The 21,701-nt window shown below is 39.6% G+C and carries 21 protein-coding genes; 18 read left to right on the plus strand and 3 right to left on the minus strand.

Features of this window, described 5'->3' with window-relative positions; genetic code table 11:
* Positions 1-18 precede the first annotated feature (18 nt).
* From KVT27_RS05845 to KVT27_RS05860, 4 genes are all read left to right on the plus strand, one after another.
* Positions 19-1,599: a PucR family transcriptional regulator gene (locus KVT27_RS05845; protein ID WP_309140218.1), complete on the plus strand. Its 1,581-nt coding sequence runs from the start codon at positions 19-21 to the stop codon at positions 1,597-1,599.
* Between the two features lie 131 nt (positions 1,600-1,730).
* Positions 1,731-2,999, plus strand: a complete 1,269-nt coding sequence (locus KVT27_RS05850; protein ID WP_036125163.1) for a cytosine permease — start codon at positions 1,731-1,733, stop codon at positions 2,997-2,999.
* Complete coding sequence (locus tag KVT27_RS05855) at positions 2,996-4,099, plus strand: S-methyl thiohydantoin desulfurase family protein (RefSeq protein WP_036125164.1); 1,104 nt, start codon at positions 2,996-2,998, stop codon at positions 4,097-4,099. The genes KVT27_RS05850 and KVT27_RS05855 overlap by 4 nt, the downstream gene beginning before the upstream one ends.
* Positions 4,092-5,642 carry a hydantoinase/oxoprolinase N-terminal domain-containing protein gene (locus KVT27_RS05860; RefSeq protein WP_036125165.1) on the plus strand — a complete coding sequence of 517 codons (1,551 nt, stop codon included), beginning with the start codon at positions 4,092-4,094 and terminating at the stop codon, positions 5,640-5,642. Before KVT27_RS05855 ends, KVT27_RS05860 begins: the two co-directional genes overlap by 8 nt.
* Positions 5,643-5,701: 59 nt before the next feature.
* On the opposite strand, the gene KVT27_RS05865 is transcribed toward KVT27_RS05860, so the two are convergent.
* Entirely contained in the window at positions 5,702-5,914 is a 213-nt protein-coding gene (locus KVT27_RS05865; RefSeq protein WP_036125167.1) for a cyclase, read from the minus strand.
* Between the two features lie 208 nt (positions 5,915-6,122).
* On the opposite strand from KVT27_RS05865, the gene KVT27_RS05870 reads away from it, so the two are divergent.
* From KVT27_RS05870 to ptsP, 11 genes are all read left to right on the plus strand, one after another.
* Positions 6,123-6,902: a hypothetical protein gene (locus tag KVT27_RS05870; protein ID WP_036146292.1), complete on the plus strand. Its 780-nt coding sequence runs from the start codon at positions 6,123-6,125 to the stop codon at positions 6,900-6,902.
* On the plus strand, positions 6,899-7,255 hold the full coding sequence (locus KVT27_RS05875) for a GntR family transcriptional regulator (RefSeq protein WP_008175786.1): 357 nt from the start codon (positions 6,899-6,901) through the stop codon (positions 7,253-7,255). Before KVT27_RS05870 ends, KVT27_RS05875 begins: the two co-directional genes overlap by 4 nt.
* Positions 7,256-7,264: 9 nt before the next feature.
* Complete coding sequence (locus KVT27_RS05880) at positions 7,265-7,987, plus strand: ABC transporter ATP-binding protein (protein ID WP_036146289.1); 723 nt, start codon at positions 7,265-7,267, stop codon at positions 7,985-7,987.
* 36 nt (positions 7,988-8,023) lie between these two features.
* Positions 8,024-8,944, plus strand: a complete 921-nt coding sequence (locus KVT27_RS05885) for an ABC transporter ATP-binding protein (protein WP_036146288.1) — start codon at positions 8,024-8,026, stop codon at positions 8,942-8,944.
* Entirely contained in the window at positions 8,922-9,860 is a 939-nt protein-coding gene (locus KVT27_RS05890; protein WP_036146285.1) for an ABC transporter permease, read from the plus strand. The genes KVT27_RS05885 and KVT27_RS05890 overlap by 23 nt, the downstream gene beginning before the upstream one ends.
* 174 nt (positions 9,861-10,034) lie before the next feature.
* A complete protein-coding gene (gene nagE / locus KVT27_RS05895; protein ID WP_036125183.1) occupies positions 10,035-11,984 on the plus strand; it encodes an N-acetylglucosamine-specific PTS transporter subunit IIBC in 1,950 nt (649 codons plus the stop codon).
* Between the two features lie 97 nt (positions 11,985-12,081).
* Entirely contained in the window at positions 12,082-13,236 is a 1,155-nt protein-coding gene (gene nagA, locus KVT27_RS05900; protein WP_036146616.1) for an N-acetylglucosamine-6-phosphate deacetylase, read from the plus strand.
* Positions 13,237-13,266: 30 nt separating this feature from the next.
* Positions 13,267-13,977, plus strand: coding sequence for a sugar isomerase domain-containing protein (locus tag KVT27_RS05905; protein WP_036225130.1), 711 nt, complete (start codon positions 13,267-13,269; stop codon positions 13,975-13,977).
* Entirely contained in the window at positions 13,955-14,704 is a 750-nt protein-coding gene (locus KVT27_RS05910) for a glucosamine-6-phosphate deaminase (protein ID WP_217581359.1), read from the plus strand. Before KVT27_RS05905 ends, KVT27_RS05910 begins: the two co-directional genes overlap by 23 nt.
* Positions 14,704-14,970 (plus strand): HPr family phosphocarrier protein, encoded by a 267-nt coding sequence (locus tag KVT27_RS05915; RefSeq protein ID WP_217580923.1) that lies wholly within the window; start codon positions 14,704-14,706, stop codon positions 14,968-14,970. The genes KVT27_RS05910 and KVT27_RS05915 overlap by 1 nt, the downstream gene beginning before the upstream one ends.
* Positions 14,967-16,679 (plus strand): phosphoenolpyruvate--protein phosphotransferase, encoded by a 1,713-nt coding sequence (gene ptsP / locus KVT27_RS05920; RefSeq protein ID WP_036125189.1) that lies wholly within the window; start codon positions 14,967-14,969, stop codon positions 16,677-16,679. Before KVT27_RS05915 ends, ptsP begins: the two co-directional genes overlap by 4 nt.
* A gap of 159 nt (positions 16,680-16,838) precedes the next feature.
* Here ptsP and KVT27_RS05925 read toward each other — a convergent pair whose 3' ends face one another.
* Both KVT27_RS05925 and KVT27_RS05930 read right to left on the minus strand, forming a co-directional pair.
* On the minus strand, positions 16,839-17,513 hold the full coding sequence (locus KVT27_RS05925) for an HAD family hydrolase (protein ID WP_208704397.1): 675 nt from the start codon (positions 17,511-17,513) through the stop codon (positions 16,839-16,841).
* 82 nt (positions 17,514-17,595) lie between these two features.
* Positions 17,596-18,363: a sporulation protein gene (locus KVT27_RS05930; RefSeq protein ID WP_217580924.1), complete on the minus strand. Its 768-nt coding sequence runs from the start codon at positions 18,361-18,363 to the stop codon at positions 17,596-17,598.
* Positions 18,364-18,675: 312 nt separating this feature from the next.
* Between KVT27_RS05930 and KVT27_RS05935 the strand changes: the two genes are divergently transcribed.
* The 3 genes from KVT27_RS05935 to KVT27_RS05945 all read left to right on the plus strand — a co-directional run bounded on the left by KVT27_RS05935 (position 18,676) and on the right by KVT27_RS05945 (position 21,699).
* Positions 18,676-19,413 (plus strand): urease accessory protein UreH domain-containing protein, encoded by a 738-nt coding sequence (locus tag KVT27_RS05935; protein WP_217580925.1) that lies wholly within the window; start codon positions 18,676-18,678, stop codon positions 19,411-19,413.
* A 26-nt stretch (positions 19,414-19,439) separates the two neighbouring features.
* Positions 19,440-20,150: a cytochrome c biogenesis CcdA family protein gene (locus tag KVT27_RS05940; protein WP_217580926.1), complete on the plus strand. Its 711-nt coding sequence runs from the start codon at positions 19,440-19,442 to the stop codon at positions 20,148-20,150.
* 67 nt (positions 20,151-20,217) lie between these two features.
* Positions 20,218-21,699, plus strand: coding sequence for a multicopper oxidase family protein (locus KVT27_RS05945; RefSeq protein ID WP_217580927.1), 1,482 nt, complete (start codon positions 20,218-20,220; stop codon positions 21,697-21,699).
* Positions 21,700-21,701: the final 2 nt, after the last annotated feature.

Consider the following 21,701-nt stretch of genomic DNA (forward strand, 5'->3'; position numbering starts at 1 on the left):
TTGAACATGGGGGTAACGGTGAAAGATTTACTGCATTTGCCTTCCTTTCGCGGGGCAGAGGTTTTAACAGGGCGAGATAATCTGCATCGTACGGTTTCTTCTTTATCCGTTTTAGAAGTATCGAATGTTGATTTTTATTCGAAAATTATTAATCGTGTGCAAGAGGAATGGTATGCAGAAGAGCTCGTCATTAGCTCCTTCTATTCCATTCGAGATAGTGTAGAACAGCAATGTGAAACCATACAGCATTTACACGATTTAGGAGAGCTGGGCCTTATCTTATATTATGTTGGTATCGTGTTGCCACATATACCAGAGGAAGTGCTCGCCTTAGCGGAATCTCAAGGGTTTATTATCATCTGTATGCCAAAGAATGATTATTCCCTTCGTTATAATGAGGTTATTTATGAAGTTATGGAAGCGATTGTTAGTAATCAGGGTGTCAATGACCATTTCGTCAAGGAAACATTAGAGAAGGTATCCTTATTGCCAGAGCATTTAAGAAGTGTCGAAATTACATTGAAAATGCTATCAGATCGCTTGAAAGCCAATATTCTATTAACCAATAGTCATTTAGATATTATCAATCAAGTCATGTGGCCAAGAAATTCATCATTAGATGTGGTCCACGCTATCCATGAATGCTCACAATCACAAGTTTATCGTGAAACAGGTAAAGGTGAATTCAAACGAAGTGACATCTCATGTGTGATTGAATATAAAAGAGTACATCAAAAAAATGGGGAGCCTCTTTTTTTATTCCTTATAAAAGAAAATACCAAGTTACCTGCCAAGACAATTGAAAAGGTAAGTGAGGTTGTCCAAGTGGCGATTAATTTATGGGGAGACAAGCATGATGAGGTCAGCGAGTATGCCTTAGTCAAAGCAATCATTAATGATGAAAGTGAAAAAATGAGAAGATTAGCCAATCTCCTTCATATAGATGTTTCTGCTATTCAAATGATGTGGTTAGTATATATGCATGATTTAGCGGATGAAAAAAAGATTCGAGATGAGTTAGAAGAGCAGCTGTCTAAATACTATCAAACAAGAGTTATTCAATGTATGGACCATTGTATGATTGTTCTACTTGGTAATTGCATGTACAAGCACCATGAGTTTGAAATTACTGCCGAATACAATGAAACTACCAATTATGCTGGACAAATCGCAGAAATCGTCTATGCACCAAAAATGAAAAACACGAAGGCCGTTCGTCAGATGTATCAGTTGGTCAATCAGGTAGGTGATAAAGCCCACACGATATACCCCATGCGAAAATTATTTACAGCAGCTGAGGTTCGTTCCATGAAAAGAGCTATGGATGTAAGTAAGCAGGGGGAAGAAATGATTGAGGAATACTTATCGGTCATTGACCCCATTTTACATGATCATGATACATTACAGACATTGATTACCTTTTTATTAGATGCACATGCGAGTGTGGAGCGCTGTGCAGAGCTACTTTATATTCATAAAAATACGGTGAAATACCGTATCAAAAAAATTAGTGAACTGATTGGGATAGATGTGACCATTTACGCCGAATTTTATGATGTGTATATGGCTTGCATGCTCTATCGATTAATCAATGACTAGAATAATCTGAAATTTTGTCATTTTGAACAAAATTTCAGATTATTTTTTTTATTTACGCAAAAGACTCTCTTCCATACTTTCTTTATAATTAAAAACATTCATCCATCACCCAAGTATAAGGAGGGAGTCACTTGAGAAATGACAACAATGTTCAATCGTGGTATAGCTTAGGGATTATTTGGGCGGGTGCCATGATATGTATTCCTAGTTTATTGGTAGGGAATGCACTCATTACAAGTATGAGTTTATCGAAGGCACTGGCTGTAGCATTTGTAGGCTACGCGATCGTCGTATTTATTATGATATTACAAGGAATGCAAAGCAGTGATTTAGGTAAGCCAACTGTCCATGTCGCTGGTCAAGTGTTCGGTAAAAAAGGCTCTCGAACTATTTTGTCTATTATCCTAGCTATCGCTTGCTTAGGGTGGTTTGGTATTCAGGCTAATGTTTGTGGGGTTGCCTTAGCAAATTTGCTAGCAATCTATCACTTAAATATACCAGTTCCTTTAGCTTCGTTCATAAGTGGTATGGTGATGGTTGTATCTGCTATCTATGGCATGAAAGTATTACGTACATTAAGCTATATTGCTGTCCCATTATTAGTCATTATTTGCGTATACGGTTTAGTCCAAACGTTAACAGGGGATCAGTTGGAGTTTATACGTGCTTACCAACCACAAGGAAATATGAGCTTTATGGATGGTTTAGCAGTGACAATTGGTTCATTCGCATTAGGGGCAGTTATAGCGGGGGATTATTCGCAATTTTCCAAAAAACGTTCAGATGTTTTCAAGGCTGCTACGTTAGGAATTATTCCTGCTGGAGTGCTAATGATTGGCGTAGGGGCCATTTTAACAATTGCTTATCAAACAAGCGATATTACCGCAGTCTTTTTGCATATTGCTACACCATTTATTGGCGGGGTTGGCTTGATTTTAGCTACTTGGAAAACCAATTTGGTCAATGCGATTTCAGGCGGTATTGCCTTAATTAATGTATTTGACGTAGCAAAAAACAAAGAGAGAATGGCAATTTTTGTTGCTGGGACAATTGGTACGATTTTAGCAGTCATAGGGATTTTAAATTATTTCACACCAATTATGTCGATTCTATCCGCGATGATTCCACCTGTTGCAGGTGTCATGATTGCTTCCTATTGGGTCATCCATAAAGGTCGTAAAGATAGCTGGGTTGAGGTGGAAGGCGTTAATCGCTTAGGGGTGCTTTCTTGGCTAGTTGGGGCAGTGATTGCCTGTATGCCCGTCGTATTCTCTTTATTTCCTGAATTGCCGACATTACCTAATCAACCGATGATCGGCATTATTATTTCATTTGCTATTTATTATATTGGATATCGTGTATCCGTACAAAAAACTGTCATATTGGAGGAACATAGATGAGATATTTAGATCAAGCGGCTATTGAACATATAGCTATAGGTGCAGCATTTCTAGGGACAGGTGGTGGCGGAGATCCGTATATCGGGAAATTAATGGCACTTTCTGCTATTGAAAAAAATGGCCCTGTTCGGTTGTATTCCGTGGATGAAATTGAGGATGAGGATTTTTTCATTCCCGCAGCTATGATGGGAGCACCATCGGTTTTAGTTGAAAAATTTCCTCGTGGCGACGAGTTCGTAAAAGTTTTCCAAAAGCTTGCACAATATTTAGGGAAGGATAAAATTGCTGGTACATACCCGATGGAAGCGGGTGGGGTCAATTCGATGATTCCGATTGTGGTGGCTGCTCAGCTAGGTTTACCTTTGATTGATTGCGATGGTATGGGGCGCGCATTCCCAGAGTTGCAAATGGTGACGTTTAATCTAGATGGTATTTCGGCAACACCTATGGCCATCACAGATGAAAAGGGTAATATCGGCATTTTTGAAACGATTGATAATAAATGGACAGAGCGTATCGCCCGCTCGGCAACTGTTGAGATGGGAGCTAGCTCATTAGTGAGCTTGTATCCAACAACTGGTGCTCAAATTAAAAAAAGTGGTGTGCATCATATTGTGACACTTTCTGAAAAAATCGGTGAAATTATTGCTTCTAAAGATCAAGAGGTGATCGATAAGCTAGCAAGCCTTTTAAAGCTTATTGCAGGGTACGAGCTATTTCAAGGGAAAATTGTTGATGTGATTCGTGAAACGAAGGGCGGCTTTAACTTAGGGAAAATGCTTCTTGAAGGAATTGATGGCTATAAAGAGGATCAGATGAAGGTGCATTTCCAAAATGAAAATTTACTGGCAGAGAAGAACGATCAAGTTGTGGCGATGACACCTGACCTGATTTGTTTAGTCGATTATGAGACATTATTGCCTGTGACGACAGAGAGTTTAAAATACGGTAAACGTGTGCGTGTCATTGGTTTACCATCACATGAAAAATGGCGCACAGCAAAAGGGATAGAAACAGCAGGACCAAAATACTTTGGGTATGATTATAATTTCGTGCCAATTGAAGAATTGGTGAAAAAGGGGGTAGCTGAACATGTATAAAATCGGAATTGACGTAGGCGGAACAAATACAGATGCCATACTTTTAGATCATAATAGTCAGCTTGTTTATAGTGTGAAGTCACCGACAAGTTTAGATATTAAATCAGGTATCGAACAATCGTTACAGCAATTATTACAGGGTGCAAACATTGATAAAACGAAAATTACACATGCGATGCTAGGGACTACTCAATGTACAAATGCCATCGTTGAACGTAAGAAGCTAGCAAGGGTTGGTGTGATTCGACTGGGCTATCCAGCTACAGCATCAGTGCTACCTTATACAGCTTGGCCATCCGATATGATTGAAAAATTATCAGGAAATTATGCAATCGCACATGGAGGCTATGAATACGATGGCCAGCTATTGAGTGCGCTTGATCAGGAAGAGATTACAAAGCTCTTAGAAGAATGGCGTGACCAAGTAGAATCAATTGCCATTGTAGGTGTCTTTTCATCTATTAAAAATGATCAAGAATTGCAGGTTCGTGATTGGATTCAAGCGATCTATGGTGAAGATTTCCCAGTTTCTTGCTCATCGTTAATTGGCTCTGTAGGCTTAATTGAGCGTGAAAATGCAACGATTCTAAACGCAGCTCTATGCAAGGTCATTGAGACGACAACACAGGGTTTTATTCAAGCCCTTCAAGCGGAAGGCATTTTTAATGTAGAAGTGTACCTCTGTCAAAATGACGGTACATTAATGTCCATCGACTATGCGAAGCAATTCCCAATCTTAACGATAGCTTGTGGACCTACAAATAGTATTCGAGGTGCTTCGTATTTATCACAAATTCAAAATACAATGGTATTAGATGTAGGTGGTACTACTTCGGATATTGGTGTGTTACAAGATGGATTCCCCCGAGAATCTTCAGTCGCGGTGGAGGTAGGGGATATCCGCACTAACTTTAGAATGCCTGACATTATTTCAGTCGGACTAGGTGGTGGTAGTATTGTTCGAGTGAAGGATAATAAAATTACCGTTGGACCAGATAGTGTCGGCTATAAAATTAGTGAAGAGGCATTAGTATTTGGTGGGTCGACGATGACAACAACAGATATTGCCGTCCGTTTAGGTCTTGCAGAAGTAGGAAATCCAAATTTAGTGGCACATATTGATGAAGCATTTGCTAAAGCCGTTCAAGAAGAAATTTCCTCGTTACTAGAACAGGCCATTGATAAAATGAAAACATCGTCAGAGGATGTATCGCTTGTTTTAGTAGGCGGGGGTAGTATTATTGTGCCAGAAACAATTCAAGGTGTTTCAACAATTGCCAAATCGGAATATGGCGGTGTGGCAAATGCCATTGGAGCATCCATTGCACAAATTAGTGGACAATACGAGCAAATTTATATTTATTCCAAAGAACCTCGTGATGAATCTTTAAAGGATGCACAAAATAAAGCAGTGAAACAAGCTGTATTAGCAGGTGCCCTTGCGGATACCATTGAATTGGTTGAAGTGGAAGAAACGCCATTAGCCTATCATCCAGAAAACGCAACAAGATTAAAAGTAAAAGTAGTAGGGAAAATGGTATAGAGAAGAAGAGTCCTAAAGAGGGCTCTTCTTTTTTAATGCATTAAGAGGTCTAAGTTGGACTAATCTTGTCGTTTATGTTTTTCATTAATAATTCTCTTGTTAAGAATGCTTACTTTGCCCACCATTAGTAACCTCATATCTTCTACAATATATTGAGCTAACTCTTCGTCAGAGATGTCATCTCCTTCAATATCAAGGCGAAATTTTTGCCCTTGAATGCCCCCTCCATTTGTAAATTCAATGTCAAAATCAAATAACACCCTTTTTTCCATTCCACTATCACCTTTCCTTCGTCTTTGTGTGCTCTCAATGTATTCTGATTTTACTAAATTGATGCGTGAAGTCCTTAGGCTATACAGGTTAAAGGTTTCATTCTAATCAAATGAGGCTCTATCTTCCTTTTTCTTGTATTTGGCACTTGAAAATAAGGAAGTCATAGTGTAATATCTGACTAGTACACTATGACACGAGGTGCTGAGCATGAAAAGTTTTGTAGGACTTTTAAAAAAAGAATGGGTACTTTATCGCTCATGGTTTTTGATGGGGATATTTTCAGGCATTATGCTTTCCTGGATCGTTCCCTATGTATTGCATCAATTTGTTGATCTCTTTGCTCAAGAAAATCAGCTTGCATTTGCCTTTACACTTCTCGTCCTTTTTGTAGGTGGATTTTATTCCGTCTTACAATTTTTAGCGAGTATGCGATTGGATATTAAAGCTAAGGAAAGTTGGCTCCATTCCACTAGTTCCATCACAAAGCTAATTGGAGCAAAGATAGCCTGTTCACTAATAGGGTATGTGCTTTTTAATACGCTCTTTGTAAGTTTTGCCATCTTTCATCTAAAAGAAGAGTTTATTGCAAATATTGGACAAATCATTTTTGTTTTAGTAATAATCGTTATTGCATTAACTATTTTCCAATTTATGTTATTTGTTTTGCTGTTGTTCTTTTTAGCTTTTTACTTGCAATTGAAGCATGTAATTGGGCGTTTTTCCATTGTGTTGACGATGGTTGCTTTTGGCTTTACAACATCTGCTTGGGTACGAATAACGGAGAGTCCGTTTTATGAAACGGTTTTCCAACGTGGCGCCATTTCGTTAAGCAAATTAGAACCGTTTTTACCCAAAGTAAGAGCGGCGACAACGATGGAATGGAGGCTAGGCTCTATTTATGTTGTGGAAGAAGTTGCTTCTATAGTACTCATCGTGCTGCTCTTTTTAGCGGCATCCAAGTGGCTTGAAAAGGTGGTATTACGATGACGATGGATTTTTCACGTGATAAACCGATTTATAGTCAGCTTGTCGATCGGATATGCGGAGACATTTTGAAGGGGCACATATTGCTTGGGGATCGACTGCCCTCTGTTCGAGAATATGCAGTCGAAACAGGTGTCAATGTTAATACAGTGCAACGAGTCTATAAGGAGTTAGAGGCAATGAATATAACGGAAACTAAACGAGGACAGGGCACATTTATTACGACCAATGAGGAACGCATTGAAGTATTACGGGATGATATGAAAAATAAGTTAGCCGAAAGTTTTTTAACTTCCATCGAGGCATTGGGATTTTCTAAGGAAGAAATGCTCATTGTTTTAAAAAATAAAGCGTGAGGTGAAGGAATGTTACAGCTATCGAATGTCTCTTTTCAGTATAAGAATAAGCCCATTTTACAGGATATATCCTTTTCCTTTCCTATAGGACAGATAATTGGGCTAGTTGGGGAAAATGGTAGTGGTAAATCTACACTTCTCAAAGTTTTAGCGGGCTTACTACGATCATCAGCTGGTGAAGTAGTATTGAATGGTCAACCCATTTCCCGACGTAGTGCGGACCAAATTGCTTACTTACCAGATACAGATTTGTTTTTTGATTATTATACGGGTGAACAGCTTTTTCAGCACTACGCCTCTCAATTTGAAGACTTTTCCTATGATAAGGCTTGTATAGTAGCAGAATTTTTACAGGTGGATAAAAATACGAAGCTACGTCAATTATCAAAAGGGAATCGTGGTCGTATGAAAATGGCTGCTACACTGGGCCGAGAAGTTCCTTATTATTTAATGGATGAACCATTTGCTGGGCTAGATCCGATTGTGCGAGAGCAGCTCATTAAAGGTTTAATTCAATTTACGGACATCGAAAATCAAACGATTTTGCTGTCTACACATGAATTATATGAGGTTGAACCTATTTTAGATCAAATTATTTTATTAAAAGCGGGCTCTATCACAGCTTATGAAGATGTAGAGACATTGCGTGATGTGACCAATAAAGATGCGGTTGAGTGGATGAAAGGTTTTTATCGTTCTTCTACCAATGACACAGACCGCAATAGCTTTTAACGATTAGGCCTAACAATAAAGAAAGGGTGAATAAATATGACAGAACCAATTGTTCAATTGCAAAATCTATCGAAGACCATTGGTGGAAAGCAATTAATACAACAATTAAACATTGATTTATATCCAGGACAAATTACAGGTTTTTTAGGACCCAATGGGGCAGGGAAAACAACGACGATTCGTATGATGACAGGTCTCATGCATCCAACAGAGGGCAAGGTTATCATTGATGGGCTTTCACTACAGGAGCATTATGAGGAAGCGATTAGCAAGGTTGGCGTGATTGTCGAAAATCCAGAAATGTATAAATTTATGTCGGGCTATAAAAATTTATTGCATTTTGCACGTATGCATAAAAATGTTACAAAAGAACGAATCATGGAAGTCGTTAAACAGGTGGGTCTAGAAAATCGTATCCATGAGAAGGTTGCAACGTATTCTCTTGGTATGCGTCAACGACTAGGGCTTGCTCAGGCGTTATTACATCGACCAAAATTTCTAATATTAGATGAACCAACGAATGGCTTAGACCCTGCTGGTATTCGGGAATTCCGTATGTACCTTCGCAAAATTGCGGCAGAAGATAATGTTTCTGTTTTTGTATCCAGTCACTTATTATCTGAAATTGAATTAATGTGTGATCGAGTAGCCGTCATACAAAATGGGAAACTGATCGACATTCGTGAAATTCACAATGAAAGTACGTCGTTCTACTATGTGGAAGCACAGCCAAAAGAGCAGGTTTCTGCCCATCTGGCACAACATGATTACAAGTTTGAGGCAGTGAATCAAGGCTATGTAATTGAATTGAAGAAAGAAGATGTTCCTGCATTGACGTTAGGGCTTGTGCAAGCAGGTATGCAGCTATTTGCCGTACAGCCACATCAGAAAACATTAGAAGATCAATTCTTAGAAATGACTGGAGGCGGACAAATTGCTGAAGCTAATTCAAAATGAATGGATGAAATTATGGCATAAAAAAGGGACGTGGGCGATGGTCGCTATGCTTGTCCTTGTCATTTTAGTTCCTGGTGGCATCATGAAATATTATGAGGGTAAATCATCAGATGAGGGATCATGGCAGGAGATAGAGCAGCAGTCTATCCAAAATAATAAGGCAATGCTAGCAGAGGAGGATTTATCCGAGGAAGACAAAGCATTTTTTGAAGAACGAATTGCTATTTCGGAGTACCGTTTAGCCCATGATGCGCCGAGTCAAAAAGATAACAGCCTTGCAAGCTTTATGTCCTTTACAAGCAATATGCTAACACTTGTCACATTATTTACGGTGATTACAGCCGCAAGTATTGTCTCCAGTGAATTTTCAACAGGTACCATAAAAATGCTGTTGACTCGCCCAATGTCCCGTGCGAAAGTGTTAACGTCTAAACTATTAACGACTTTCTTATTCGGCTTGTTTTTAGTGGCCGTAAACGTAGTGGTGAGTGCAATTGTAGGTTTAGTATTATTTGGTGTAGGCTCAGGTGTGGAATTAGAAGTTGTCAATGGGCAGGTGGCTGAAAAGGCAGTATGGAATGATTTAGCCTATCATTACCTACTCTCTGGCGGTGATTTTGTCATGTCGACATTATTTGCCTTTTTAGTTGGTTCAGTGTTCCGTTCTAGCTCATTAGCAATCGGCTTAACAATGTTCCTTTCATTTACAGGTGGCATGATCGTCATGTTCTTAAGTAGATACGACGTTGTAAAATACATTTGGCTAACACATTCAGATTTAACTCAATATGAAAAAGGTATTTTAATGGTTCCAGATATGACAATGCCATTCTCGCTAACTGTATTAGCTATTTACGCCGTAATTTTCCTAGTGATTAGTTATACATCCTTTATGAAACGAGACGTTACTGCATAATTTAAATAAGAACTGTGCCCTAATGCTTTATTGGGGTACGGTTTTTTTTACATCAAGAATTATTAAAAAAGTATTTATTTTTTTTCAAATTGCGCCTATAATAATAGCAACTTAATGAAAACGCTTTTTTTTCATAAAAGTGGTCTAGACAACTATACCAAAGGGGGATGAAGAATGTTTGCTTTCTTACAAAAAATCGGTAAGTCACTTATGTTTCCAATCGCGACATTACCGGCAGCAGCTTTGCTTTTGCGTTTAGGTTCTGGGGATATGCTTGGTGCAGTACCGAATGAAGCCATTCAGTACATTGCTAGTATTATGGCCGCTTCTGGGAATGCTATACTAGGCAATTTACCTATTATTTTTGCGATTGGTATTGCGATGGGGTTAGCACATGATAGCAGTGGGGGAGCCGCTCTTGCGGGTGCGATTGCTCACCTCGTATTAATAGCCGTTTTAGGGACGGTTAATGAAGAATTAAATATGGGTGTGTTTGGCGGTATTATTGCCGGTATTACGGCAGGGTTACTGTATAACAAATATTATAATGTGAAATTTCCAGAATGGTTATCATTCTTTGGTGGACGACGGTTTGTACCAATTATCACGTCCATCACCATGGCGATTTTAGCGAGTATTTTAGCGATCGTTTGGGGACCAATTCAGGGCGGTATTGATGCTGTCGGAAATTGGATGATCGGTGCAGGATCACTTGGTGTTGGGATGTATGGTTTCTTCAACCGTCTATTAATACCAGTTGGTCTTCACCATGTAATTAATACGGTTATTTGGTTCGACTTCGGTGAATTTACGAATGCCGCGGGAGAAATTGTGAAAGGGGATATTAATCGTTTCTTAGCAGGAGATCCAACAGCTGGACATTTCCAAGCTGGATTCTTCCCAATTATGATGTTTGGTTTACCAGCGGCTTGTCTTGCGATGTATTTTACAGCGAAAAAAGAAAAACGTCCGATCGTTGGTGGGATGTTCGTATCTATTGCTTTAACTGCCTTTTTAACAGGTGTTACGGAGCCGATTGAATTTTCATTCATGTTCTTATCACCAGTACTTTATGGTATCCATGCAGTATTAACAGGTATTTCGCTTGCGGTTGCCTATATTGTTGGGTTCCGTGATGGCTTTGGATTCTCAGCCGGGTTAATTGACTACTTGCTTAACTTAGGTTTGGCTGACAGTCCATTACTGCTTCTACCATTAGGTTTAGGTTTTGGGGCGATATATTTTGTGGTCTTCTACTTCTTAATTAAAAAATTGGACTTAAAAACACCAGGACGTGAAGATGATGACGAAGAAGATGGTGAATCACATTCAGCTATTTCCGATGATATCGATTTACGTGCCTACTACACAATTGAAGCATTAGGTGGTAAAGATAATATTCAGCAAGTGGATTACTGCACGACTCGCTTACGTATGTCCGTACAGGATGCCAGTGTCGTGGATGAAAAAACATTGAAACAAACTGGTGCGCGAGGTGTTATGCGTATTAGTAAAACCAATGTACAAGTAATTATTGGAACATCTGTTGAGTTTTTAGCGGAGGCTATGAAAGAACGTCTGCAAAAAGGCAACCCAGCACCTGCTAATGCCCAATTGCCGACGGAACAGCCTGTAGCGACAGTAGAAGTAAAAAGTGACGCAACAACAACTTTCCATGATTTTGAAATGCCGATGACGGGAGATTTATTACCGTTATCTGAAGTACCGGATGAAGCCTTCTCTGCTGGCCTGATGGGTCCTGGTTTTGGGATTCGTCCGACAGATGGAACTGTTTATGCACCGTTTGACGGTCAAGTGGTGATGATTTTCCCTACGAAGCATGCGATCGGTTTAAAATCTGATACAGGATTAGAATTATTAATTCATGTCGGATTGGATACTGTAACGCTTAATGGTGAAGGCTTTGACATGCTTGTGTCAGATGGTCAAACAATTAAACGTGGGGATGCATTATTAAAAGCAGACATCACAAAAATTAAGGATCAAGTGCCTTCCATTATTACGCCTGTCGTTTTCACTAGCCTAATGGGGCAAGAGATTACGCTAGGAAAATCAGGTTACCAAAGAGCAGGCTCTACCAATATTATTTCAATGAAAAAGTAACAATTCATGGGGCTGTTTGCGGAGGAATACATGGGCAATCATATTGCAAATGGATACCTTTTCAACAGCCCTTGTTCAAGAAGAGGAGATGTTTTTCTTGAGTTTAATAATTCGGAACATCACAGTGGTCAATGCGAGTGGTCGAGATGAACAGATGGATGTGTGGATGAAGGACGGTAAAATTGCTCAGGTTGCCCATCATATTGAGGCGCAGGGCTTTGAACAATTAGATGGTTCAGGCAAGTTTTTATTGCCAGGATTTATTGATATGCATATTCACGGGTCTGCCCAAATGGATACAATGGATGCATCCGATGAAGGGTTACATATCATGGCCAAATCACTATTAAAAGAAGGTACAACCAGCTTTTTAGCAACTACGATGACACAAAGCTTTGACAATATCGAACGGGCCATCGCCAATGTGGCACAATTCCAGCCAAAGTCAGATGAAGCGGAATTACTTGGTCTTCATATTGAAGGACCTTTTGTATCGAAGCAGCGGGCAGGAGCTCAGCCACTTGATTATATTGTCCAGCCAGATATAGAAGTGATGACAAAATGGCAAGCATTAAGTGGTCAAAAAATTAAACAAATTACGCTAGCACCTGAAGAACCTAATGGAATGACAGCAGTCCAAAGCCTCTCAGAAAACGGAATTATTGTATCAATTGGTCATTCCGATGCTACATTTGAGCAAATGCAAGAAGCAGTACAATTAGGTGCATCACAGGGGACTCATTTATACAATCAAATGCGTCCATTCCATCATCGTGATCCTGGTGTGGTCGGTGGTGTTTTGCTAGTGGATGCCATAAAGGCTGAACTGATTGTTGATTTTATTCATATGCATGAAGGAGCTGTGGAAATGGCTTATCGCTTGAAGGGGGCAGACGGAATTATTTTAATAACGGATGCGATGCGAGCGAAGGGTATGCCATACGGTGAATATGATTTAGGTGGTCAATTGGTGCATGTGACAGAATCAGGAGCCCATTTATCGAATGGTTCACTAGCGGGTAGTATTTTAACAATGGATCAAGCTGTACGAAATATGCGTCAGATTACCAATTGTACATTGGAGGAGCTTGTGAAAATGTCCAGCTATAATGCTGCCCAGCAATTAAAATTAACGAACAAAGGACAGCTTATAGAAGGATATGATGCGGATGCAGTGATTGTGGATGAACATTTACTGCTACATCAAACGATTAAAGCTGGGCAAATCAGTATGCATGCAAACAATTTGTAAGAAACGTTTGAAATGAAAAGGTGATAGATCATGAATACCTATTTTCAACAAGTCAATCGCTATTTAACAATGGTGGCACAACAAGAAAATGAACAAATAAACCATGTAGCTCAGTTAATCGTCAAACGACTCTTACAGGGAGGCATTATCCAGTTATTTGGTTCAGGCCATTCCATGTTATTGGCACAAGAATGTTATTTCAGGGCTGGTGGATTAGTCCCTGTCAAACCAATACACATTGAATCCTTAATGCTACATCAGGGAGCACGGCAATCTTCACAAAATGAAAAGAAGCAAGCATTTTTAGCCTCCTATAAGGATCAGCTACAGTTTGATGCCAAGGATGTTTGTATCATTATTTCAACATCTGCCAACAATCCAGTCCCTATTGATATGGCGATCTACGCCAAAGAAGCAGGTGCGCATACAATCTCACTGCAATCATTGGCCTATCAACATCAGCCATCACGCCATCCTTCAGGCAAACGTTTAGAGGATATCGTAGATGACGTTCTAAATACACATGTCCCATTAGGGGATGGGGTTTTAACAGTTGATGAGTTGCAATATGGACCTGTATCTACAGTGTTAGGTGCAGCACTATTAAATGCTCTATTCGCCCAAATCATTGAAGTTCTACATGAACAAGGCGCCAGCTTACCAGTGTTTGCTAGCAGTAACTTAGGTAACACCAATAATGATGAGCTTATTGATCAATATGGTCGGCGCATTCATTTTTAAGGCTTTAGGAAAAGGAGGATATGTGGTGAACATAGAAAGATTTGATTCAAAAGAAGATTTATATGCACGAGCAGTAGCCATCATAGCAGATGCTAAAAATAATGGGTCCACTACGTTCGGGCTAGCTACTGGTGGAACGATGGAACCGTTGTATGCTAAAATCTGTAAAACGGATATTGATTTTTCGAATTGCATCAGCTTTAATTTGGATGAATATGTAGGGCTTGAGGCCAATCATGAGCAAAGCTATGCCTATTATATGCATCAGCATTTATTTCACGAAAAACCATTCCAGGCATCCTATTTACCAAATGGCTTAGCAGCTGATCCTATAGAGGAAGCAGCTCGCTATGAAGCCCTACTACAACAACATTCCTTAGACTTTCAATTGCTTGGTATCGGACAAAATGGCCATATTGGTTTTAATGAACCCGGTACACCATTTGAATCCATGACACATCTTGTGACATTGGAGGAATCGACTCGTCAAGCCAATGCTCGCTTCTTTTCTTCGATTGATGAAGTGCCCACGCAAGCGTTCACTATGGGGATTCAATCTATTATGGGCGCAAAACGCATTTTGTTACTAGCAGTGGGAGAAACTAAGCGTGAGGTGTTAGAACGTGTGCTGGCCTCTGATTATACAGAGGAGATTCCAGCAAGTGTTTTATCCAAACATCCAAATGTCATCATCTTAACAGACTTACAAGTAGAGGAGAATAAATAATGAAAACACAACAATTTACAGTAATCGATCCTTTAGGAATTCATGCACGTCCAGCGAGCCAGCTTGTGGCAAAGGCTACGCCATTCACTTCCGCTATCGAAGTGTGTACGGAAGAAAAAGCAGCAAATTTAAAATCTATTCTTGGCGTAATGGGATTAGCATTAAAGCAAGGTTCTCAATTTACACTTTATGTAGAGGGGGAAGATGAAGAGCAAGCATTTGAGGCATTGGCAACATTAATGACAGAAATGGGGCTTGCACAATGACACATTTCACTGGTATTGCCGCTTCAGACGGCATTGCCATTGCTAAAGCGTATCGTTTTGTACAACCGGATTTAACATTTAGCCAAACAAAGGTTCAAGATGTTCAGGCGGAGCAGCAACGTTTAGCCGCTGCCCTTGCCCAAACAGAGCAAGAGTTAGTGGCGATTAAACAGCAAACATTAAAAAAATTCAGTGCCGAGGAAGCAGCCATTTTTGATGCGCATTTATTAGTGGTAAATGACCCAGAATTAATTGGGCCTATTCATCAAAAAATAGCTGACGAAGGGGTCAATGCAGAGTTTGCCTTACATGAAGTTTCATCAATGTTTGTGGCATTGTTTGAAAGTATGGATGATGAATACATGAGTGCACGTGCATCCGATATTAAAGATGTGACAAACCGCATGTTAGCACATTTACTCGGTGTACATATTCCAAACCCAAGTAATATTAGTGAACAGGTGATTATTGTAGCCAATGATTTGACTCCTTCAGAGACGGCTCAATTGGATCGTAATTTTGTTCTTGGTTTTATTACTGATATTGGGGGTCGTACCTCTCATTCAGCGATTATGGCCCGTTCGTTAGAGATTCCTGCAGTAGTCGGAACTGGAGCAGCAACGACGACTATTCAAGATGGAGATTTATTAATCGTGGATGGTTTATCAGGTCAAGTACTGATCAATCCGACGGAAGATGTGATTGCCAGCTATCAAGAAAAAGCACAAAGCTATCATACTCAACAAGCGGAATGGTCAACGTTAGTAAACGAACAAACGGTATCTCAAGACGGTGTCCATGTAGAGCTAGCCGCTAATATCGGCTCTCCAGGCGATTTGGAGGGCGTTTTGCGTCATGGGGCTGAAGGAATTGGCTTATATCGAACAGAGTTTTTATATATGGGCCGTGAAAACCTGCCATCTGAGGAAGAGCAATTTACAGCGTATAAGACGGTTTTAGAAGGAATGCAAGGTAAGCCTGTGGTCATTCGTACACTAGATATTGGTGGAGACAAACACTTACCGTATTTACCACTACAGGAAGAAATGAATCCATTCCTAGGACATCGCGCCATTCGTCTATGCTTAGAGCAACAGGAATTGTTCCGTACACAATTACGCGCTTTACTGCGAGCATCTGTTTATGGCAACCTAAAAATTATGTTCCCAATGATTGCGACTATTCAAGAGTTCCGTGAGGCTAAAGCGATTTTATTAGAAGAGCAAGAACAGCTAGTAGCAGCAGGGAAGGACGTAAGTGCTGACATTGAAATAGGCATGATGGTGGAAATTCCTGCTACAGCAGTGATGGCTGATGTTTTTGCCAAGGAAGTGGACTTTTTCTCCATTGGAACAAATGATTTAATTCAATATACAATGGCTGCAGATCGTATGAATGAAAAAGTATCTTATTTATATCAGCCGTACAATCCAGCTATTTTACGCTTGGTTCAAATGGTCATTCATGCCGCCCATCAAGAACAAAAATGGGTAGGGATGTGCGGAGAGATGGCAGGCGACGAGCTAGCAGTTCCTTTATTGCTTGGCTTAGGCTTAGATGAGTTTTCAATGAGCGCAACATCCATTTTGAAAACACGTTCTTTATTGAAGCGCCTGTCAGTAAAGGACATGCAAGCTTTAGCCGCTGAGGCATTACAGTGTGCAACAGCTGAAGAAGTAATGGAAAAAGTAAAGCAAGCAGTAAAATAACTTTATGCTCAAAACCATCTAGAGGGTGGCTCAGGCTGTAGATGAACTCAAAAATGTTGAGTTGTCTACAGCCTTTTTTGGTGTTAATGAAATAAAACGAAGAACGAAAATAGCAATAGCCAACGAGAGTCTATTGATCGTTGGTCATTGTCTACGGTTTTATTGTTTGTTGTTTAAATAGTCGATGATGGAAGGTAATTCTGACAAATCATCAAGGATGGCATCTGCCTCAACATGGTCCCATTGAGCATCCTTTTTCCAAATACCTTTCATGCCAACAGCTTGAGCACCCTTCACATCAGTTTCAGGATGGTCTCCTAAAAAAATGCTGTCATGAGGAGAAACCTGTAGCTTGTCTAAAGCTCTCAAAAATAGTTGGGGATTAGGTTTTTTCATATTTTCCCATTCAGAAACTAAAATCACATCAAAATACTTCTCTATGGCTAAAGCTTTAATATTGTCCATTTGAAAATGACCATAACCATTCGTAATGATTCCTAGAAGATATTTATCCGTTTTCAATTGTTCTAGTAGGCTAATTACATTTGGGAAGGCGACACAATAATTTTTGAATTCATTGATGTAATCTTGAAGAAGCTCCTCCCAAGTGAGAGATACAATATTAAATTCCTGCACTAATTGCTGATAGACTTTATCCTTCCAAACATATCCTCGCTTATCTAGTTGAATAAAACGAGATACATAGCTTTCTTTTGGAATATGATCCAATGTCATACCGAGTCGCTCATATTGCGACTCTATAAAAAAATTTACTGATTCATCTCTATTTAACAAAGTTCCGTCTAAATCAAATAGTACCGCTTTTATGCCCATGCATTAAAACCTCGCCTTCATAAAAGGAGCTAGGAGAAAAAGTAAAGTAGTTGAAGTGCTCTTCAACTACTTGTTAGTGAAATTATAGTTGCTTTGAAATAAGTTGTTGGAATTTGTCTGGAAGCGTCGGTAAATCGTGCAGCGTAATTGTTGTTCGAACGTAGCTTTCATCCATCTCTAGAGCTTCAGCGAAGAAGCTTCCAATGCCTTTTACTTTGCGGTCAATTTGTAAAAGAATTTCAGCTGAATGATTGGACTGGGACAGAAAGACCATTTCAAGTTCATCTAGATGGCCTCTAAAGGAACCTGTTGGTACAAATTCAAACTCCTGTACAAATGGATAATACCCACGTAAGCGGGCTGGGGCTTGCTCACATTCTGCTTCTCGTAAACGAAAACCTAATTGACCTATAGCATCAAGTATTTGCGCTGCGAGGCTTGTTGGCTCGACACGAATATAATCTTTGTCACTTGGGTCAACTGCGTTTTTAATATCGAGTCCAGTATGAATCCAGACTTGCGTTTTGCCTGCACTAATCGGTGTTTCAAATGGCAGTGTCAACGAAATGGGAATGACCTTCTCTTCACTAGCAGCTAGTGTAAAAGGCTCTGTCACTTTGACTTTTTGTAGAGTGGCTACCTCTGTATGTTTATGATCATTTGACTCTCGTACATATGTCGTATTAATGGACAGATAGATGGAATCTACTTGTTGTTCTATTTGACCGCCACGCACGATGATTTCCCCTCGCATGACTTCTCCAGCTCGATAAGTATCCTTTTCCAACCTTGTATCAACTGTTGCTGAACCTATCCCAAAACTTGCTAGTGCTTTATGAAAAAAAGACATTCTTACATTCCTCCTACGGACATTGTTAGCTATACATACGCACAGGTTGAAAAAAGGTTTCAAGACTCGTAAATTTTTCACCATACTAATTGAAAATCCAAAAGGGGATGCAGTACCCCAAACGGAATGAACTGCTCACTATGTGTAGATTCGTATAAGTGCCTTTACCAACAAAAAGACAAACTTTGATCACATCATCGTCTTCTAAAAGCAGGTGAGTCGATTTCTGCACCATTTATTCATATTTACCCTTTATACTAGTTTTGGCTAGTTTGTAAAGCTGAAATGATGAACAGATGGAAGGTGTTTAAATTGTATAGTTTTTTGTCAGCTATTAGTCAGTTTCTAAGTGAGCCGATCAATCAATTTTTAAATGCCTATGAACATTCAGCATGGGCTATGGCGCTGCTATTAGGTCTCATAGGGGCACTAGCTCCATGCCAAATAAACGGCAATATGAGTGCTATTACATTTTATGGGAATAAAACGCTGCAAATGAAAAATAATTGGCAGGAGATACTGTTTTTTATTCTTGGTAAAATAGTTGTTTTTAGTGGACTTGGGCTTTTTGCATGGTTATTTGGACAATCGTTTGAAACTAAAATGACATTGTATTTTCCCATTTTCCGTCAGGCCATTGGACCAATTATGATGATGACAGGACTCGTTTTATTAGGTTTATGGAAGCTGAAATTTTTAAATCGTCTGTCGACGCTTATTCCTCCTGTTATGAAAGGGGGCAAACTAGGCTCCTTTTTAATGGGCGCTAGCTTCTCTATTGCCTTTTGTCCGACCATGTTTGTTCTGTTTTTTGTATGGCTAATGCCTATCGTAACTGGCACATCCTATGGGTTTATCTTACCTAGTATTTTTGGGGTGGCCACTTCTCTACCATTACTCATCATGCTTCTTTTCATTTATCTGTTCGATGCGAAGCGACTCATTTTACGAACAAGCATGAAGATGGGGAGAGTTATTCAAAAAGTGGCAGGCATATTATTACTATTATTAGGGATAGTGGATACCATTACATATTGGGGAATCACTTAACATGAAAGATGTAAGGAGTGCTTAAAATGAATCCAGATATGAATCTTTTATTAGCCTTTGGTGCAGGGTTTTTAAACTTTATTTCGCCATGCACCTTACCGCTCTATCCTGCTTTTATTTCTTATATTACAGGGATGTCACTGGATGAGCTTCAGGGTGACAATAAAAAATTAAGAACAATGGGTATGTTGCATACGCTGTTCTTTTTAATTGGATTTTCGGTGATTTTTATTTTCTTAGGATATAGCTCATCTGTTGTCGGGTGGTTTTTCTTCCAGTACCAAGATGTATTGCGACAGGTTGGGGCTATTTTAATTGTGCTCTTTGGTTTAATGATTATAGGGGCCTTTTCCCCGAAGTTTTTAATGCAAGAAAAACGTCCTTCCTTTAAAAATCGTCCTACAGGCTATTTAGGCTCCTTTTTCATTGGGCTTGCCTTTGCAGCGGGGTGGACCCCTTGCACAGGTCCGATTACTGGGGCAGTTTTTATGATGGCTTCTCAACATCCAGGGATGGGCATGGTTTATATGGTAGCCTATGTTTTAGGGTTTGCCATACCGTTTTTCCTGCTATCACAATTTGTCACGAAACTCGCATGGATACGAAAATATAGTCAAACGATCACAAAAGTGGGTGGCTATTTCATGATTGTGCTAGGAATTGTATTATTTTTCGACGGTTTAACAGTAATCATCATTTGGCTAAGTCCATTGTTCGATGGTTTTTCAGGATTTTAACGATCTTCATTATTTCTCCATACTTCTTTGTTACAGTATTTTTGTCGTAACAAAAGGAGGAAAATAGATGAAATTTAAAATGCAGTTTTCATTACTGACAGTATTGATTGTACTTATAGGCGGGTGTAGTGCTAGTAAAACAGAAGACGATGTTTCGACTAAACCAATGAACAACGCTCATGAAGGAATGGATATGACAAATGGTCATATGAGTCATACAAATCCTTTACAGCTTGCTCCCTCTACAGGAGAAAATGAGTTGGCTATACCTCCATTACTAGAACCAGATGGAAAAAATCCAGCTCACTATTCCATTGTGGCACAAGAAGGGACAACAGAGTTTTATCAAGGTGTCCAAACAGAGACCTATGGCTATAATGGGGCCTTTTTAGGGCCGGTGATACGAATACAATCGGGACAAACCGTACAATTTACAACTACGAATGAAATGAGCAAAGAGACAACATTCCATTGGCATGGTTTAGAAATACCTGGTGAGGGGGATGGGGGCCCACATGAACAAATAGAGCCTGGTCAATCGAAGAAGCTGACTTTTACTATCCGTCAGCAAGCAGCTACTTTGTGGTTTCACCCTCATCCAGAAGGACAAACGGCTGAGCAGGTATATAAAGGACTAGCCGGGCTCATTTATGTGGAGGATGAAAATTCACAGCGTTTAGGATTACCTGAAGAATATGGTGTAAATGATATTCCGTTAATTTTTCAGGACCGCAAATTTGATGATCAACAACAATTAAATTATCAACAGTTCAAAAATAATGATGGGACAATTGGTGATACATTGCTTATTAATGGTACGCTTAATCCGAAGCTCCATGTACGCCGAGAGCCTGTTCGCCTTCGATTGGTGAACGGCTCCAATGCCCGGAATTTCACCTTCAAGCTAAGTACCAATGAGGAATTTCAACAAATCGCCACAGATGGAGGATTTCTAAATAGCGCTGTTCCACTAAATAAACTGACCTTAACACCAGGTGAACGTGCTGAAATCATCATCGATTTTTCCAAGCTAAGTAGTTCTACTGATTTATCATTGATAAATGAAGAAGGTGTAGTCCTGTTACCGTTTACGATCACAAATGAACGCACTACACCACAGAAGATGCAGGATGTATTTAATCAATTCTCTACAACTCGTGAAGAACAACAATTACCTGTATCTAAACGTATAGAGCTATTTGGTATGGGGAAGATGGTAACGATTAATGGCAAGCAATTTGATCGTACTAGAATTGATTTTGTACAACAACAGGGAGTGACAGAAATTTGGGAAATTTACAATAAACCCGATATGATGGGCGGCATGACTCATCCGTTTCATTTACACGGTACGCAATTTAAAATTGTATCCATTAATGGTCAGGCGCCACCGCTTAATGAACAGGGCTGGAAAGATACGGTGTCCATTGAACCAGATGAAACAGTTAAATTGGCAGTGAAGTTTCAAGATAAGGGTGTCTATATGTTCCATTGTCATTTATTAGAGCATGAAGATAATGGCATGATGGGGCAAGTGAAGGTAGAATAGAA

It is taken from the genome of Lysinibacillus sp. GbtcB16 (genome assembly GCF_019091145.1).
GTDB lineage: Bacteria > Bacillota > Bacilli > Bacillales_A > Planococcaceae > Lysinibacillus > Lysinibacillus fusiformis.